This window comes from Shimia sp. MIT910701, assembly GCF_047126315.1.
Lineage (GTDB): Bacteria > Pseudomonadota > Alphaproteobacteria > Rhodobacterales > Rhodobacteraceae > Shimia.
The window spans coordinates 95,309-111,602 of sequence record NZ_CP138953.1; the positions used below are offsets into that span (position 1 = coordinate 95,309).

The 16,294-nt window shown below is 56.3% G+C and carries 16 protein-coding genes; 4 read left to right on the forward strand and 12 right to left on the reverse strand.

The features are described from left to right. Positions 1-9 precede the first annotated feature (9 nt). The gene (locus tag SIB38_RS00415; protein WP_412551100.1) at positions 10-765 is read right to left on the reverse strand and encodes an SDR family NAD(P)-dependent oxidoreductase; all 756 of its coding nucleotides are present in this window, start codon (positions 763-765) and stop codon (positions 10-12) included. A gap of 341 nt (positions 766-1,106) precedes the next feature. Between SIB38_RS00415 and SIB38_RS00420 the strand changes: the two genes are divergently transcribed. Beyond that, a complete protein-coding gene (locus SIB38_RS00420; RefSeq protein ID WP_412551101.1) occupies positions 1,107-2,837 on the forward strand; it encodes a sigma-54-dependent Fis family transcriptional regulator in 1,731 nt (576 codons plus the stop codon). Positions 2,838-3,388: 551 nt separating this feature from the next. On the opposite strand, the gene SIB38_RS00425 is transcribed toward SIB38_RS00420, so the two are convergent. Genes SIB38_RS00425 through SIB38_RS00445 form a run of 5 tightly spaced genes read right to left on the reverse strand, consistent with a single transcriptional unit; the run spans position 3,389 to position 6,769 of the window. Further along, on the reverse strand, positions 3,389-4,474 hold the full coding sequence (locus SIB38_RS00425; RefSeq protein WP_294119311.1) for a flavin monoamine oxidase family protein: 1,086 nt from the start codon (positions 4,472-4,474) through the stop codon (positions 3,389-3,391). Further along, entirely contained in the window at positions 4,474-5,160 is a 687-nt protein-coding gene (locus SIB38_RS00430) for an SDR family oxidoreductase (protein WP_294119310.1), read from the reverse strand. Before SIB38_RS00430 ends, SIB38_RS00425 begins: the two co-directional genes overlap by 1 nt. Before the next feature lie 15 nt (positions 5,161-5,175). After that, entirely contained in the window at positions 5,176-5,847 is a 672-nt protein-coding gene (locus SIB38_RS00435) for a cupin domain-containing protein (protein ID WP_294119309.1), read from the reverse strand. 14 nt (positions 5,848-5,861) lie between these two features. Next, the gene (locus SIB38_RS00440) at positions 5,862-6,041 is read right to left on the reverse strand and encodes a hypothetical protein (protein ID WP_412551102.1); all 180 of its coding nucleotides are present in this window, start codon (positions 6,039-6,041) and stop codon (positions 5,862-5,864) included. Positions 6,042-6,067: 26 nt separating this feature from the next. Beyond that, the gene (locus tag SIB38_RS00445; RefSeq protein ID WP_294119306.1) at positions 6,068-6,769 is read right to left on the reverse strand and encodes a type 1 glutamine amidotransferase domain-containing protein; all 702 of its coding nucleotides are present in this window, start codon (positions 6,767-6,769) and stop codon (positions 6,068-6,070) included. A gap of 118 nt (positions 6,770-6,887) precedes the next feature. Between SIB38_RS00445 and SIB38_RS00450 the strand changes: the two genes are divergently transcribed. Beyond that, a complete protein-coding gene (locus SIB38_RS00450; protein WP_294119305.1) occupies positions 6,888-7,418 on the forward strand; it encodes a TetR/AcrR family transcriptional regulator in 531 nt (176 codons plus the stop codon). A gap of 70 nt (positions 7,419-7,488) precedes the next feature. Here the strand turns inward: SIB38_RS00450 and SIB38_RS00455 are convergent, their stop codons facing one another. The 3 genes from SIB38_RS00455 to SIB38_RS00465 form a co-directional block, all read right to left on the reverse strand. Further along, positions 7,489-8,121 carry a tyrosine-type recombinase/integrase gene (locus SIB38_RS00455; protein WP_412551103.1) on the reverse strand — a complete coding sequence of 211 codons (633 nt, stop codon included), beginning with the start codon at positions 8,119-8,121 and terminating at the stop codon, positions 7,489-7,491. Positions 8,122-8,333: 212 nt separating this feature from the next. After that, positions 8,334-8,756 (reverse strand): hypothetical protein, encoded by a 423-nt coding sequence (locus SIB38_RS00460; protein ID WP_412551104.1) that lies wholly within the window; start codon positions 8,754-8,756, stop codon positions 8,334-8,336. A 219-nt stretch (positions 8,757-8,975) separates the two neighbouring features. Further along, positions 8,976-9,422 carry a DUF4345 domain-containing protein gene (locus SIB38_RS00465; RefSeq protein WP_412551105.1) on the reverse strand — a complete coding sequence of 149 codons (447 nt, stop codon included), beginning with the start codon at positions 9,420-9,422 and terminating at the stop codon, positions 8,976-8,978. Between the two features lie 126 nt (positions 9,423-9,548). Here SIB38_RS00465 and SIB38_RS00470 point away from each other — a divergent pair, with 126 nt between their 5' ends. Continuing rightward, the gene (locus SIB38_RS00470) at positions 9,549-10,145 is read left to right on the forward strand and encodes a TetR/AcrR family transcriptional regulator (protein WP_412551106.1); all 597 of its coding nucleotides are present in this window, start codon (positions 9,549-9,551) and stop codon (positions 10,143-10,145) included. A 1,584-nt stretch (positions 10,146-11,729) separates the two neighbouring features. Continuing rightward, positions 11,730-12,308, forward strand: coding sequence for a tyrosine-type recombinase/integrase (locus SIB38_RS00475; protein ID WP_412552007.1), 579 nt, complete (start codon positions 11,730-11,732; stop codon positions 12,306-12,308). Between the two features lie 297 nt (positions 12,309-12,605). Here the strand turns inward: SIB38_RS00475 and eda are convergent, their stop codons facing one another. Genes eda through SIB38_RS00490 form a run of 3 tightly spaced genes read right to left on the reverse strand, consistent with a single transcriptional unit; the run spans position 12,606 to position 16,284 of the window. After that, positions 12,606-13,268 carry a bifunctional 4-hydroxy-2-oxoglutarate aldolase/2-dehydro-3-deoxy-phosphogluconate aldolase gene (eda, locus tag SIB38_RS00480; protein ID WP_412551107.1) on the reverse strand — a complete coding sequence of 221 codons (663 nt, stop codon included), beginning with the start codon at positions 13,266-13,268 and terminating at the stop codon, positions 12,606-12,608. After that, entirely contained in the window at positions 13,265-14,221 is a 957-nt protein-coding gene (locus SIB38_RS00485; protein ID WP_412551108.1) for a sugar kinase, read from the reverse strand. Before SIB38_RS00485 ends, eda begins: the two co-directional genes overlap by 4 nt. Then, the gene (locus SIB38_RS00490) at positions 14,218-16,284 is read right to left on the reverse strand and encodes an FAD-binding protein (RefSeq protein ID WP_412551109.1); all 2,067 of its coding nucleotides are present in this window, start codon (positions 16,282-16,284) and stop codon (positions 14,218-14,220) included. Before SIB38_RS00490 ends, SIB38_RS00485 begins: the two co-directional genes overlap by 4 nt. Between the last annotated feature and the right edge of the window lie 10 nt (positions 16,285-16,294).

The window sequence follows — 16,294 nt, forward strand, 5'->3', positions numbered from 1 at the left end:
CCAATGGCCTTAGAACATCACCTCGCCACCGTTCGGAGAGATGCAGCTGCCGTGGAAGAAGCTGCCCTCTTCAGAGGCCAAGAACACAACAGAAGGGGCGATTTCGCTGACCTCAGCAAAGCGGCCCAGCGGGATTGCGTCTTTCAGCGTATTCAGGAGTTCGTCAGACAGGGGTGTCAGCAAATCGGTGTTGGTCACACCGGGCGCAACAGCGTTCACGAGAACACCAGTGCCTGCGGATTCAAGCGCAAGCGCGCGAGTCAGTGTCGCGTTCGCACCTTTGGCTGCGCAGTAGTGCGTCAGGGTTGGAGCCCCCTTATAAGCGAGCTGAGACGTGATATTAATGATGCGACCTTCGCCGCGCTGCTTCATGTCACGATAGGCGGTTTGCGCCATGAAGAAGGTGCCTTTGACGTGCACATTCAACATTCGATCAAAGCTGTCTTCACTGATGTCTTCGAAATTTTCAGTGATATTGTGGCCGGCGTTGTTGACCAAGATGTCAACATCTCCAAGCGACGCCTTCGCGGACTGATAAAAGTCTTGTACCGCAGCCACATTTGACACGTCACATTCTGCTGTAAAACACTTGCGACCCAGCGCTTCGATCTGCGCTTTTGTCTTTGCGGCGTTCTCATCATCTTGGAAATGACAAAAGCCGATGTCTGCGCCTTCATGCGCCATGGCCAGCGCAATGCCCTGGCCGATGCCGCGCGAGCCGCCAGACACAATTGCAGTTTTGCCAATCAGTTTACCTTGAGACATAAATCTTCCTCCCAAAGTCGCCAAAATGGCGACCGCACGTCGTGTTCCTTTGCTCAACATGAGCGTTCGACGTTTCGTGACACCAATTGAACATTTTGGGATCGGGCTAGGTTTTATTGGGGTGTTCAGATTTTGAAGGGCGCCCGAAAAACGGTGTTCATTTAGTGAACACTTGGGTTGATCCGGTGAACTTGGTTCGTCTTTATGGTAATTGTAAGCACCAACGCTGGGAGGACGTTGTGCAGTCTATGTTTATGAAAGCGCGTACAGCGCTTGAAACAAAGGGTAGGTTTGCTGCCGGTGCTGTCCCCGATCATATTGCGGACAGTTGGCATCGATGCTTGCAGCATGGCTTAGATCCAACGGGGGAGCCTTTGGATGGCGACATCGGAATCCAAGCACTGCGCGAAACGCGGCAACAGCACGAAAAGCTGCTAATGGTGGTGCGCCCAGAATTGGAACTGCTGAGCACCCAGATCGCGGGCACCAACCATATGACCGCTTTCGCCGACAACCGTGGCGTTGTGTTGGACGCCATTATGGACACCGAATTTAGTCTTTCAAAATGTGCCCGTGCTGTGCGTTGCGGAACCATCTGGGACGAAGAGCATCGCGGGACAAACGCACTGGGCTTGGCGCTTTATACTGGGCGCACCAGTATGGTCACGGGCTCTGAGCACTACTTTTCAAGCCACGGACAGGTGTCCTGCGTGTCCACGCCAATTTTTGACAGCCAAGGGCAGATTGTCGGGCTGCTGGATGCGTCATCAGAAGTGGCCGCTCGGCAATTTCATACGCAGGCCTTGGTCGAACTCGCAGCCTCCAATATCGAAAACCGCCTGTTTATCGAAGACCATCGCGCCAACATCATTGTGCAATTTCACCCGCGCGAGGAATACCTAAAGACTCAAAGCGTAGGCATGATCAGCTTTGACGAAGAGGGCAAAATCCTTGGGGCAAACCGCCGAGCCGTCCAACTTCTAAATGGTCTCGATTTTGCCACCTTGTCGAAATTCCGCGATCTGTTTCGCACGGATTTCGGATCAAACCTTTCTGCAATGCGCGGTGGCGAAACGGTCCGTTTAGTTGATTGGCTAAACTCGGCCTTCTTTGCGCGCATCCGTCTTTCTCGCTTGTCCTCGGGCGCTAACACGCAAAACCTCCCACTCAATCTCCCGTCAACGTATGAGGTCCCAGGGCTTCCTGACACGCCGGTGTTCAGGGATCAGCAAGTGCTCAATAGCCTGAAACTTGCCATTCGGTCTGCCAAAATGATGACCCCGCAATATGTGATCGGCGCATCGGGTACAGGGCGCACAACTTTTGCGCAGGCGGTGCACCAAGCTAGCTGCCCTGACAAACCGCTGATTGCGGTCGATTGCCGCGCGGCTAACATCAACGCCGAAAGCGATGGCCTGACTGGAGAGCTTTTTGGCGGAGATGAGAACAGTCGCTTCCTGATCGAAACCGGCGGGATGCTGGTCTTAGAAGACCTGTCACAAGCAACTGGCCGGGCCTCCGAGCAGCTTGCGCAGCTGATCAATCGTTTGCTACAACATAAAACTTCGGCGAAGTGGTCCATTTTGGTTGTCGAAAGCGAAGATCCAAAAGAGCAGGCCCATTGGTCAAAATTCGTCTCCATGACCTTCGCAAAACTGCGTCAGGTGGAATTCCAACTGCCCACCCTCAGTGGCCGCACGGATGCGTCCTTTATCGCGATGTCCATGATGTCGCGGCTGTCAACGGATCATCAGCTGTCGCGGTCTGCCATTGATGCTATTTTCGATCTGCATGCGCCAAATACGTTTTACGATTTGGAAAAACCGCTGACCACGTTGGCCATTCAATGCCCCGCCACAGTATTGCGGGCTGAGCATGTCCAACGATACATCTTGCGAAACGAATTGCGCGACGCGGTATGTCCAAAGTGCAAAGGCAACAACGCCAAAGAAGCCAAATGCCGCGAAATCAACCGCGTCTTTATGGAATGCAACGCAAATATCGCTTTGGCCGCGCGTAAACTAGGTGTGTCAAGAAACACTGTTTATGCGCATACGCAAACCGAAGATTAAGGATGGCAAGGGAAGACCATTCCAAGAAGCAACACAATTTGCGATCCGCGTGATTTCTACATACTGCCGATGACGAAAAATCGATGCTGTGAGCGCGCGAAGCGAGAATTTCCAAGGTACAAATTGGGCTCTAAGCCGCCATGCGGCAGTGCGGCAGTGCGGCAGCGTGTCCGCAGCAAAACTGCGCGCAAACCAAGGTTATCAACTGCTGGAGCCAGCCCTTTCAGGACATTCACATTAGGCTCAGAACGTTCTCTGCTGCAGACGCAAAGCTCTAAGGTCGAGTCCCCGAGAGCTGCCGTTCAATATTAAACCGCAGCAGTGCCGGATGCTGCGTGAGCCACCAATGGCAGCGATGCGCAGGAAGCTGACTTTGCAAAGTTCGCCTTTCGGCCCACTACTGTCGCTAGCGGGAAGCCAAAACGCTGCATTGCAATTTTCCTAAAGCTGCCGTTGGCGCTCGGGTGCAGCATTTTGGCGAGTTATAGGTCGGCAGTGCGGACACTGCCGACATTTGAGCAATGTCCGCTTCGGGGGCTAGCATTTTGTCTTTAGGCACTCATAGACGCCACCAAAGGGAGGGTCTTGGACAGTCCTTCGGCTGTCTCCAGCGCGCCTTCAAGGAAGCCCCCATAGCCGTGGGCGGTCTCCGTGGAGCCGAAGTAGAGGCCTTTCTGCGCCAACGGACGTAATTCGTGCGGCAAGCCATAGCTTGGGTGGCGGCTGACGGGCCGTCGGTCTTGCGCGCGGGCGATCTCGGGAACGGTCGCCCAGTCTTGCAGGATCAAGTCGCGCGGGTTGCCCATCTCGGGGCCAAACAGCGCAACGAGTTGCTCCTGGGCAAGCTTCATCACCTCGTCCCGATGAACCTCTCTGGCATCCGCGGGCACGCCCACAAAACCAAACAGTGCGTAAGGCCCACCGTTCATTGGCGAGGCGTCGTGGATTTCGAACATCGGCCCGCAGTGGCTCATCGCGTCGCCAGAGAGGCCAGCGTTGCGCCAGTGCGGCTCGTCATAGACGGCAACAATTTTCGCCTGACCCGCCATCCATGTGGGGACATTCTTGAGCGATTGAAGTTGCGCGGCATCCAGTGCGGGCTCGAACGTCACGTTGTCCGCAACCACGCGTGGCGGAACAGCCAGAATGATCTGACGTGCCTTAATGGTTGTCGCTGACCCATCTTGGATGACGGTCGCTGTTATACCGTCCGAGCCATGGGCAACCGTGTCGAGCCTGGCGTTCGTGAGGATCTTGTTTTCATCCAACGAATTGGCCAGCCCATCAATCAAAGCGCCCATCCCGCCGTCCAAGCGGTACGACCCTTGCATCGAGGCATAGCCCCGCCCGCGTTGAACGGCACCTGTTTGGTCCTGATACATCAGATCGCCGGTTGAGAACTGCTCGAAGACGGGGATGTTGAACCGCCGGGAAAGTGCGGCCATGCGCGGTTGGCCAGGCCAAAACCAGGCTGGGCCAAGATCGAACCGGCCACCCGCGATGTCTTTGGTCATGATCCGACCTCCCAAGCGTTCCTGCGCCTCTACAAGCAAGAAGTCAGTGCCCTGCTGGGCCAAGTGATCCGCCAGAGCGAGGCCTGACAGGCCGCCGCCCACTATGAGAATGTCTGTTTGCATCAGAATGCCTCCCCCATAGGTCTGAGATCCAGCTCATGGGTCCAAGTAGATTTCGGTTGGTTGGCGAGGTCCAGATAGACCTGCGCGATGTCTTCAGGTTTCATCATCCGGGCGGGGTCCATGCCATGCAGATCTCGGCTGGCTTCGGTGTCGACAATCCCGTCCAGGATCACATGTGCCACGTGGATGCCCTTCGGCCCGTATTCCCGCGCCAATGATTGTGTCAGCGCCCGAAGCGCGGCCTTTGCAGCAGCGAACGCCGCAAAGTTCTTGCCCCCGCGCAAGCTGGCCGTCGCGCCCGAGACGATGAATGTTCCACCGCCGGTTTCGACCATGCCGGGCAACACGCCCTTGGCAAGGTTCACCGCCGAAAGAACCATCGACCGCCAGGTTGCTTCGAAGTCGTCAACCGAGGTGTTCTCAAAGTCAGAAATCACCAACTTGGCTGTGTTATGAACCACCAGCTTGGGCGCGCCATGGGTGCCGTTCAGATCGAGCAATTTGCGCGCGGTGAGATGAGCGTTCGCGAGATCCACAGCTAGGATCGTCTCCTTGGCGCCGTTGGGCACCGTACGGTTCAGCCCAAAAGCGATGTAGCCATTGTCATTGAAGCTTGAGACCAAGGTTCGGCCAAGCCCTGCCCCGGCCCCCGCGACAATCGCGAGGGATGCGCTTTGAGCAGCCATGTCGTTTTCCTCCGGTTAAGTGGGCGCGGTTGGTGCCTCGGCCAGATGGTCAGATTTGATCCAGAGGCGTGCACCTTCCGGACCTGCGATTGCGTTCAATGGCATACCCGCGGGAAGCCTCAGCCAAGAGTTCTTCGCAAACTCTTCGCCACTTTCGACAAATGTGCCCTCTATCACCAGCGCCTCGAACCCCTTGTGGTCGTTGTCCGCAATGGAGGCATTGGCGTCCCACACCTCAATGCGCACGCGCTCGCGAGCATCTTGAAACAGCGGGATTTCGGCCACGCCGTCGCGGACGGGCTGCGGCGTCTCGGCCATCGAGTCGATGGTCACTTGATTGCGGTCGTCCATGTTGAATTGCCAGAGTTTGACAAAAATCGTGGCGCCTGGGGCCGAACTGGGGGTATGCGACGATGTCGGCGGGTTGCGCACATAGGTGCCAACGGGGAAATCGCCATGTTCGTCCTGAAAGACGCCATCGAGCACCAGATACTCCTCACCGCCTGTGTGGGTGTGAGCAGAGAAGGCGCTGCCGGGCGCGTAACGCACGATCGTGGTGGCCCGTGCGACCTCGTCGCCGATCCGGTCCAGCATCCGACGGTCCACCCCTTTCATCGGCGAGGCGACCCAGGGCTCCTGATCTGAATGCACGACGGCGCGTTCGTCAAAGTTTGCGTTGAGTTCCATTTCTGTCACCTTTCTCAAAGGTTGATTTTCATACCTACAGCGATGGGCACCACCCGCTCGCCATAGGACCGTTCAAGGGCGTTCGTTGCCCGCCAGCCGGTGCAATGCCCCGGCAGAATAAGGTCGATGTCAAACTGCTCAAAGTCCGCGACAGTTTCTTCGATGATCCGCTCATTGAGGCACCGGGGCGGCATTTGTTACCGCCCCGATGGGGTGTCGTTCATGCCGCCAAACGCGCTTTGAGCGCTTCGGCGAGCGGCGGTGCAGAGGCAGGGCTCTGACCGGTCATCAACGCGCCGTCCTCGACAACGTTGGCCTCCCAGTTGGCCTTGCTGATATAGTTGGCACCGCGGCCCTTCAGCTCGTCCTCAAGCGAGAACAGCAGGTGATGCAGAAGCTCGATCTCGCTGTCCTCGGCGTTCTTAAAGCCAGTCAGATCGACGCCATTGACCAAGTACTCGCCGTTCGAGAGCTTGATGTCGCGCAGGATGGCGGGCGCGTGACAGACCATCGCCACGGGCCGGTCGCTTTCGTAGAAGTCCCGGATCATCTTGATCGCGTAGCTGTCGCTCGCCAGATCCCAGATCAGTCCATAGCCGCCCGGCACAAAGAGCGCGTCGAAGGTCGAGTAGTCGATCTCGCGCAGCTTACGAGTGTTCTGAGCCGCGAACATCGCCACAGGATCATTGAAGAAGCGTTCGGTGTATTCCGTCGTGAAGGGGGCTTTCATCGAGAGCAGATCAATCGGCGCCGCGCCGCCCTCGGGCGAGGCAAAGACGACCTCATATCCAGCTTCGGTCAGGATGTAGTAGGGCGCCGCCAGTTCGGTGAACCAGGTGCCGGTCTGCTTACCCGAAATGCCCATCTCGTCGACCGACGACATCACAAGCAGCACGCGCTTTTGTTGGTTTCCAGTAGCCATTGTCAGAGTTCCTTTCTGCATCTACCTATCAGTTGGTAGGTATTGAATTAGAGGTTGACCCTGCTTCTGTCAACGGCTATCTATCAATCGATAGGTAAATGAGTGTAGGCCCATGACAATGAAAGAGAAAATTCTTGAGGCCGCCGAGAAGCGTGTGCGAGGCGTGGGCTTTGCCGAGATGAGTTTCCGCGATCTGGCTAGAGACGTGGGAATCAAAAGCGCAAGCGTGCACTACCACTTTCCGACCAAGCCAGACCTCGGTGAGGCCCTCGTCACGCGTTACGCGGAGCAGTTTAAAGAAGAACTCGACAGGATCGACCAAATCGAGCTGCGCGCGGCGCTGGACGCTTTCGTGGGGCTCTATTCAAAGGCGCTTGTGTTGGGGGAGTCCATTTGCCTTTGCGCCGTAATGGGCGCCGAGGCCATTGGACTGCCGGAAAATGTGAACGCACGTACAAAAGCGTTCTTTGAAATGAACAAGGCTTGGCTGGAAACGCTGCTGACCGAACACGGCGTCGAACATGCTGCTGAAACCGCTAACCTGATCGTTGCCGCCCTTGAAGGCGGCATGATCGTGGCTTCGACGTCAAAAAACCGAGCGATCTTCGAGCAAGTTGCAGAAGCAGCCATTCGCTGCGTTGCAAATTAGGGCCCAGTTGGGCTCGATGCAGACCTTAGCTGCGCTGTGATCTAACGTCCGCGAAGACGGCCCATTGCCTTCAAATTTCTACCGCCTCGGCGATTGACAAAGCGTCTTCCAGATCGACACCGAGGTATCGGACTGTGCTGTCCATCTTGGTGTGTCCAAGCAGGAGCTGAACAGCGCGCAGGTTGCCGGTCTTCCTGTAGATCTGCGCAACCTTTGTCCGCCGCATTGAATGTGTTCCATAAGCGCTCGGCTCCAGACCGATTGATTTCACCCAGTCACGTACCAATCGCGCATATTGCCTTGTCGAAATGTGCAGCCGTTCATGGAAACGCCCTGGCCATAGGAATTCGGAGCCGATCATTAGCGGCTCTTCCATCCATCTCAATATGGACTTTCGTGTTCCCTCGGTGATCTCAAAGCGGACAGATTTCTGGGTCTTGCTTTGGATGATTGACGCCCGCTCCTTAACCTGACCCGCGGCGTGCACGTCCGCGACTTTCAGTTTGACCAGATCGCAGCCCCGAAGTTTGCTGTCGATGGCAAGATTGAACAAATCGAGGTCGCGGTGATTTTCAGCGATCTCAAGTCGGACGCGAATTGCCCAGACATGCTTAGGCAATAGTGGGCGTTTCTGCCCGACAATGCGGCCTTTGTTCCAGGCAGGGCGACATGCTCGAATAGCGGGTAAGTTTGGTGTTTGCATGGTGGATCCTCCGATCCGCCACTCCCTCCCACGGCGACAACCCGACGTTGACCTGACCACCATATCACAGGATGCTGCACGGCCTCCGAGGTCCGCTCAGAGCCCACTTTGACCAATGCTGCGTGATGCACCAGCGGCGGGAATGCCGACGACCGCGCCATTCATCAGCGCGTGGCCAAAACGCCGTGAATTGAACTTCTGCCAAATTCGGATCAATTCGCCAATGTTGCCAGCAGAACATCAAGTGTTTCTTCTGGCTGCCCCAAAAGGGCGAGCCCATCGGCTTCAGAATCTTGGACTAGCGGTACAACAGTACCTACGTCACTCCAGGAACGTACGAACACAGCACTCAATTCTCGACTTATGTTCGTAGGTGCGATGTATACGACAAGCGATTGCAAATTAGATCGAATAAGCCGTTCTGTTAATCGGGCCTGCATACCCATAAACTGAACATAGTCTTTTTCGAAACCAGTGACCTCGGTCATATTGACCAGTTGTTTTTGGCCCGCGACATAGTCTGGATGCGAAACGTAGGTTTCCGTTGCAATTAACGTATCGTTGATAGCGACGTAGCCAAAGTATCGAACCACAACAAGGCCGCGTTGGGGGAAGATTGTAAATTCTACAGGCATAACTTTTTCTAGACCCATTTGGCTGGCGCCAATTCACGCGCTATCTATCGCTGTTCAGTAAAGCTGACATTAAAGCTTGTTGGAGACCTATATTCGTAGCGCAGCATCCGTTGTTTTGGACACAATCCGGACGTTAGGCAATCCCTGATTGCCAAACTCGCTACTGTCAGGTCTCAAGGACGGCTGAGCGGACAAACAGGTTAGGCGCATGAAGGCCTGCTATTGGGATTGCACACCCTTGATAATCTTCGCATCGCTTTTGCTGGACGCCATCAGCCACCAAGCAAGTAGCGGAAAACCTACCAGTTCGAATATCAGTGACGGGGCAATGGCAGCACTAAATAGGACCTCAGTGTCCATGCAACTCAGTCGAAACAGTCCCGCGGTTGCGATCATAGCCGACAGAATAATCAGTGTCGGGCGAAGCCTGCGTAGAGCAAAGCCGCCGATCACAAACACAGCGCCGACTGCGAACCAGACCCCGCCGATGAATCGAATGTGGCTGTCCTGGGTTTGAAAGGTTGCCGCATCCGTGATCGCAAAAAAATCGCGCGTCGATTGCCACCCCAGTGTCTTAATCCCGCCCAGGCCGATATTCAGTCCCAAAAAGATAATGGCAGCGCCAATTATCACAACAACCGCGTTCAGTAAGTTTGTCTTGTGCATGTCACTTTTCCTCAATGCATACCCGATGGGTGATTAATATTTGGCACGCGTTCTATATTATTTCTATCTTGCAAGGGCAAGCATTAATTGGTACGCGTTCTATATTAATCTTGAAAGGGTCCAACCATGGCTAGATCTGCTGGCAGGCCAACCCGCACCAAGGCTGAAATTCAGGAGTTCCGATCAAAGATTGGGAAGCACGCGCTTGAGATTTACCGAGCGGAGGGCTTCGGAGCGGTTTCAATGCGCCGTTTAGCCAAGGAGGTCGGCTGCGCCCCGATGACAATCTATGCGCATTTCGAGGGCAAGACGGATATTCTAAGATTCCTTTGGGCAGACGTACTCAGCGACATGTCTCGTGATATCGAGAAAAAGCTGAAATCGGTCGTTGGAGCGCGTGAACGGCTGCGTACCGCTGCGCAAACTTTTGTCGAATATTGGATTATTCACCCCGATCATTTTCGACTTGTCTTTATGTCTAACGATGTGACGCGGGCGGATGTCAGTACGTTTATTAAGGACGAAGGTACATTGGCACACTTCTTGATTTTTTCGGAATTGTTTCAAGAGGTTATGTCGGAAGATCTTGAAGCTGACGTTAGGACCGATACGCTCTTATCCGGAATGATCGGTATCGCTCTTTGTGCGAATACTATCCCCGATTACCCTTGGTCTGACGCGTCATCAATGACCGAGCAGTTACTATCGAGCATAATTGATTAAACCAACTCGCAATTTGATGGAAAGCTGACCTTCGTACATCTCGTAGCATCGGTTGGTCTGGGCTCAGACCAGCCTTTGACCACTGGAAACGCGATTTTCCCGTTTGAAGGTCAGCTTTCGGGAAGTCGAGGTAATCTGCTTGCGCCTGCCGCATTGCCGATAGTGCTCGTCTGACATTGGTCACTTTGGGCTGAAAGCAGCAGTTGACCACCTTGGTTCTCACGCAGTTTCGCTGCGGACACGCTGTCGCACTGACGCATGGAGACTTAGAGCCCAAACTTACCATTTCAAACAGGTTTAGCTCACACTGAAGGTGTGTATCAAGCAAGACGAACCTCTATTCCATTGTGGCATAAGAAATCACGGTTCAGAGCTGCTAAAGAAAGCTGTTCCATGTTACCTACGAGGTGAACCTTGCAATTCGACACAAACTTGCAGAGAGCATCGGCTAAAAGATTGTTGGAGAAAGTTATGTCAAAGCGACGAAATGTAGTAGCTCTGATGAGTTTGTGCGCGTGTTTTGCAGCCAATGGAAGCAAGTCTGAAGCGATGTATAGCTGTTACTTTCCAGTGTCTTGCAAAGTGCCTGATGGAGATTGTGGATTGGCTTCTGTTACTAAAGATTTTTCTGCTTCTGATGCGGTTCAAAATATAGAGAACGGTGGCCGTAGGTCTTTAATTTTTCCTGACTTCAGTGTGATTTACGTTCGGGAAGGCGAGCATCCAGATCAAGAGTGTAGCCCGGCTCCCTGTTTCAAAGCGGTACGTGTGACCTTCTTGAAGGACATTGTTTCAAGCGTCGAAACAGCGCACGGCGTTTGCCAAATTGAGAGTAAGTAAACCGATATTTCCCAGTTACTTTTTGTTGCCCCGCGCTCGGCTGTCTATTGACCGGATTCGTTTAGGGGCATCAAGTGGCTTTGCAAATGTCGCTATCTGCGCATTGCCGACGCTGGTGCTCAGCTCAGCAAGTGGGATCCGCCCTAGTAGGGTTTGAATGGCCGCTTTGACCGGGAACGAAGCTGTGCCTTCGCTCGTGCAGCGAAGGTCTGCACTCCGCCGGACCTGCTTAGACGCCCCCGGTGACTTGTCGGATTTTGAATGTCGTGTTTGGGCTGGCACCAGCAGTTGATAACCTTGGTTTTCGCGCAATTTTGCTGCGGACACGCTGCCGCACTGCCGCATGGCGGCTTAGAGCCCATTGTGTGAATTTGGCTCTCATGCTGCGTACGCACGCAGCATGAATACTGCTGCAGTTGCGTGGATCTCGGTGTTGCGGTGCGGCGAGAGAACCAGCCATTTGCGCGCTGCGCAGCGAAGATCAGCACAGCAATTGACAGGCCGCGAGTCGAAGCTGACGGCAAGGTTTGCCATCGCAAGGTCTGCGTTTCATGGCTTTACCAGCGGACCTGCCATTTGAATTCGGCGCAGCGTTTTCCACTTAAACCTCAAATACGGCCGGGTGCAGATGCATCACTGGCGTGGCAGCCGGCTCTTAACAACTACCCCTGCCACTGACGATACAATCTCAATGCCGGCGTGGTGCCGGTGAATGGGTTTGGAGGGTGGATCGGAGGGCAAATCATGCCAAGAGTCCAACTTCCTGCAACCACACCGAAACGCAGAGCCTGGAACAAGGGGCGTATCATCGGGCAGAAGCGGCCCCTCTTTCCAAAACAGGTCTGGGCGATCCGAACTCGGCTCGAACTGGTGGGCTATCTGCGCGATCTGGTTTTGTTTAACCTCGCCATCGATAGCAAGCTCCGCGGATGTGATCTCGTAAAACTGGCCGTTTCTGACCTCGTCAAAGATGACCGTGTCCGGGAACGCGTATCGGTCATACAGAGCAAGACCAAGCGACCGGTTCAGTTTGAAATGACGGAAAACACGCGTGAAACCGTCTTGGCTTGGGTCAAATCTCCCGAGATGTTCGCCTGCCCGTTCATGTTCCCAAGCCGGTTTCATGACCGTCCACACATCTCAACCCGCCAATATGGACGGTTGGTGCGTGATTGGGTCACTGCGATCGGGTTAGAGCCTAGCGGTTACGGCACGCATTCACTGCGCCGGACAAAGGCGGCGGAAATCTATCGGAAAACCGGCAACCTTCGCGCAGTCCAACTGCTGCTTGGTCACACCAAGGTCGACAGCACGGTTCGTTAGCTTGGCTTCGAACTCGAAGATGCTCTAAGTATCGCCGAACGCATCGACATCTAATGAAACTTGGCGAGCGGTCCTGCCGCTCGCCATTTCAAAGAGGATTTTTGTGACACCTGCGGTGTTGGTGTTCGGGGGCCAGTGCAAAAGCGGGCTGCTACCATTGGATGTAGAGGCTGCGTCGCATTTCCATTTGCCGACATCCACCACACACGCAGTTTGTGAAAAACGTCTGACCAACGCGAACAGAGAGCGGACAGATTTGCACTAAAATTTGTGTCAAAGATCGTCCCAATACGCGGTTCATACCAAGGCCTCATGCTCTGACCTTGTAGATGTCCCGGCGAGCGCCCTGGCCGCCTTCGCTCGGTCGTAGATTGCGTCCCAGTTTCCACTGGACAAGTCTTCGGGTCTTGCGATCCAACTTCCCCCGACCGCTTTCACGGGGCCATAACCCAGCCAATCCGTCGTCGTCTCTTGGGTGATGCCACCCGTTGGGTTAAACGTCAGGCCGGTGTGCCGAAAGGGGTCTGCCAAGCTTTTGAGCATTGGCAACCCACCCGCAGCCGTTGCGGGAAAGAACTTGACCATGCGGCAACCTGCTCGCAAGGCGATCTGTATGTCAGAAGGCGTCATTATACCCGGTGCGAAAGGAATCCCAATGGTCTGAGCCACCGCCACTGTCGCGACATCAAGTCCCGGAGACAGCGCGAATGCCGCACCTGCGGCTTGCACTGCGCCCAACTGGTCTTCGTCCAGAACGGTTCCCGCTCCCACAAGCATGGCAGGACGATGCTTTGCAATTTGCTCAATCGCACTGATGGCTGCGTCCGTTCGAAGCGTGATTTCCGCGACCGGTAGCCCCGCGTCGATCAGCACATCCGCCAATGCCAAGGCGTCGTTCGCATCTTCAATCGAGATGACAGGAACAACCCGGTAGTTCGCAAGCGTCTCAAAAATGCTCATCTGACGTCCAACTGAGGTTTTGAACCTGCGAGGGCTGGGACCTGTCCGGCAGGAATGCGCGCCCCGAAATGCTGTAATGCCGTCGCTGACATCTTCTGGCCGGACGCAATAGCAAGCAAAGGGTCATGACCTGCAAGGCGCGCGGCGAGATACCCCGCATTAAAGGCATCCCCGGCCCCAGACGTGTCGCGGACATCCGAAACCGGCGCGCAAGGCACTTCGCCGACCTGCGCACCGTCCCAGAACGTCACAGGTGCCGCGCCATTCTTGACCACGATTTCCGCCACGCCCGCGTCGCGCAGCCGCGCGGTCGTCTCGGCAGGCGAGGCATCGCCCCATAGTGCGGCTTCGTCATCAAAGCTCGGCACCGCAATGTCGGTTACGTTCAGCATAGCCTGCATCGCGTCGCGGTTCTCTTCCTGGGAGGGCCAAAGCCGCGGGCGCACATTGGGGTCAAATGACACCCGCGCGCCAGTGGTCCGCGCGGTCGCCAGGGCCGAGATCAGCCGGGCGCGCGCGTCAGGCCGCAGGATGGCGAGCGTAATGCCCGACACATGGATCAGACCGGCACCATGCAGCGCCTCGGTGAGCCATCCTTCATCCTCAGCCAGCAGACGCGCCGCCGAGGTGTCGCGCCAATAGTGGAAACTGCGCTCTGCCCCATCGAGCTCAATCATGTAAAGGCCCATCGTGCGGTCCGCGACGCGACCGATATGCGATATATCAAGTCCGTCCGCGTCCAGCAGGTTGATGAAATCTGAGGACAGGCTGTCCGTGCCCACCTTGGTGACAAAGCGCACCGGCAAGGCGGCGTCAAGGATCTGCGCCATATGCCACGCTGTGTTGAAGGTATCGCCAGCAAAGCCCCGTCGGTAGGTAGCCGGCCCGGCCTCGGCCATCTCGATCATCGCCTCGCCCACCGCGACCGTCAGGTTTGACCGAAAGTGGATCATAGCGGGGCCGCTCCTTGGTCGTAGATGCCACCGGTCAGCCATGCGGGCCAATCGCGCTCAAAAAACGATTTGTCACCTGCGTATGCGCGATTTGGCACCTCTTTTACGATCATATCGGCCCCGTCCAGCCGGACCCGGAGTTGGGTCTGTTTGTCAGCATCTCGTTCAGCGCGAAACCGGACCTCCGGCAGCGGGCCATGCACGGAGTGCGGCAAGGCATCGCCCGAAGGGTCACAGATCGCCCGCGCGCCCCGGCTACCGCCGCCATGTGCGATGTAGTGATCGAGCGCTGCAAGAACCGCCTCGGACGCCAAAGCCATTTGCTGCCATTGCAGGACGCGGGCCGCCTCAGAAGGGCGTGGCACCGTCAGGCCCTTGGCGCGGATCTGTGAATTGAGCGCGCGGGCGTCAGCCAATGCCCCAGCTACGGCGTCGGCTGTACACAGAATGCCCGCGTGCTTACTCATGCGCGCCTGAACATCGGACCGGATGTCCTTCCACGCCATATCGCTCTCAGTGCTGAGAACACGATCAATTTCTGCTACGGCGGCCTTTGCAGCCTGCCTCAGGTCGGTTTGGGACGGCGCGGCGGCATGGCCTGCGGCCCCGACATGTTCGGCCACGCGGGTCCCAAAGACCTGCCCTGCATTCAGGGCCGAGCCACCGGGGCGGGTCACGCCATGGGTTCCTGAGGCCTCGCCCACCGCGTAGATGCCGGCGACATTGGTCCGCCCCCAAGTGTCGACCGCGATCCCGCCATTCATGTGCTGGTTGTTGACGGCAAACTCCAACGGGTATGTCGTGATGTCCACCTTGTAGCGCTTGTAAAGCTCGATCGCGAGCGGGTTCATGTGGCGCAATCGGTCGATGGGACGGGCATGATCCGCACCGGCATTGCGCAAATATCGGCTGACGTCATCGTCCAACCGGTCAAGGCTGAAGGGTGCATCAATCGCCTCCGGGTTGTGGTTGAAATCCATGAAGACGCGGCGGCCCTTTTGGCTTTCGCGGAAGATGGCAAGGTCCACGAGGCTGGACTGGAAATCCAACATCCGGCTTGCGTGGAACGGCCATTGGTATCCCTTGCGGAAGATGTTCGACGCCATCTCTTGCGTGGTTCGGTAATAATCGGCGAGGAAGTGATGTTCCGTGCCGTCGTCATCAACCGAATAGATATGTGGAATAACCTGCACATAGGTGCCTGACAGGTTCCACGGGAACCCTTCGCGGCGGGTGCCGATGCCGAACTGGCTTTCGGTGATGTTGGTCAGTTCCAACCCTGCCTCCAGCGCCAGACCCAGCGTGCCAAAGCAGCCGTTTGGAAAGACGCTGTCGCGGTACATCTCGCCCGGACCACCGGCGGCAAAAACCAGTGCGGAACAGGCATAAAGGGCGAGGCCGTAGGGGTTCGCCTCGGTCCCTTCCTTGGGGCGGATCACAAGGAGGCCGGTCACACCCTGCGCGTCTTTCAACACTCTGATCGCGGTGGTGTGGTTGAAGAAAGCGATATCAAGGCGGATCGCTTCTTCGGCCAGCACCTTGACCATCAAACGCGAGGTGCGCGGGCCGCAGGAGGTTGCCCGACCAACCTCGTCATGATCGGTCTGATAACGCAGCGTGCCGCCCAGATGGTCCTGCGGCAAAGGCAAGCCCAGATATTGCAAGGAGGCCATGGCGCGCACCGATCCGACCGCCTCAATATAGGCGGTGTCTTCGTCCATGGCCCCGCCCGCGCGGATCGCCTCGGCCATTGCCTGAAAGTTGTCGCCCTGATCCTTGGTATTGGCCGTGTGCAGCGTCTGCTTGTCAGAGCCAGAGCAGGCCGACGTGCCACCCCAGGCGCTTTGGCTAATGATGGTGACATCCACACCGCGCCGTTTCATCTCAACCGCCGAGCGTAGGCCCGCCGCGCCACTGCCGATCACGAGCGCTCCGGTCCGATAGACAGGCACATCATAGCCGCCGACGCGGAGCGTCTCGGCCATCTCAGGCTCAGGGTTCAGGCGCGGCATGACCACATCGGTCAACGCATCAAGGATGTCCTGTGGAACAGAAAGTGACATGTTCGGTCTT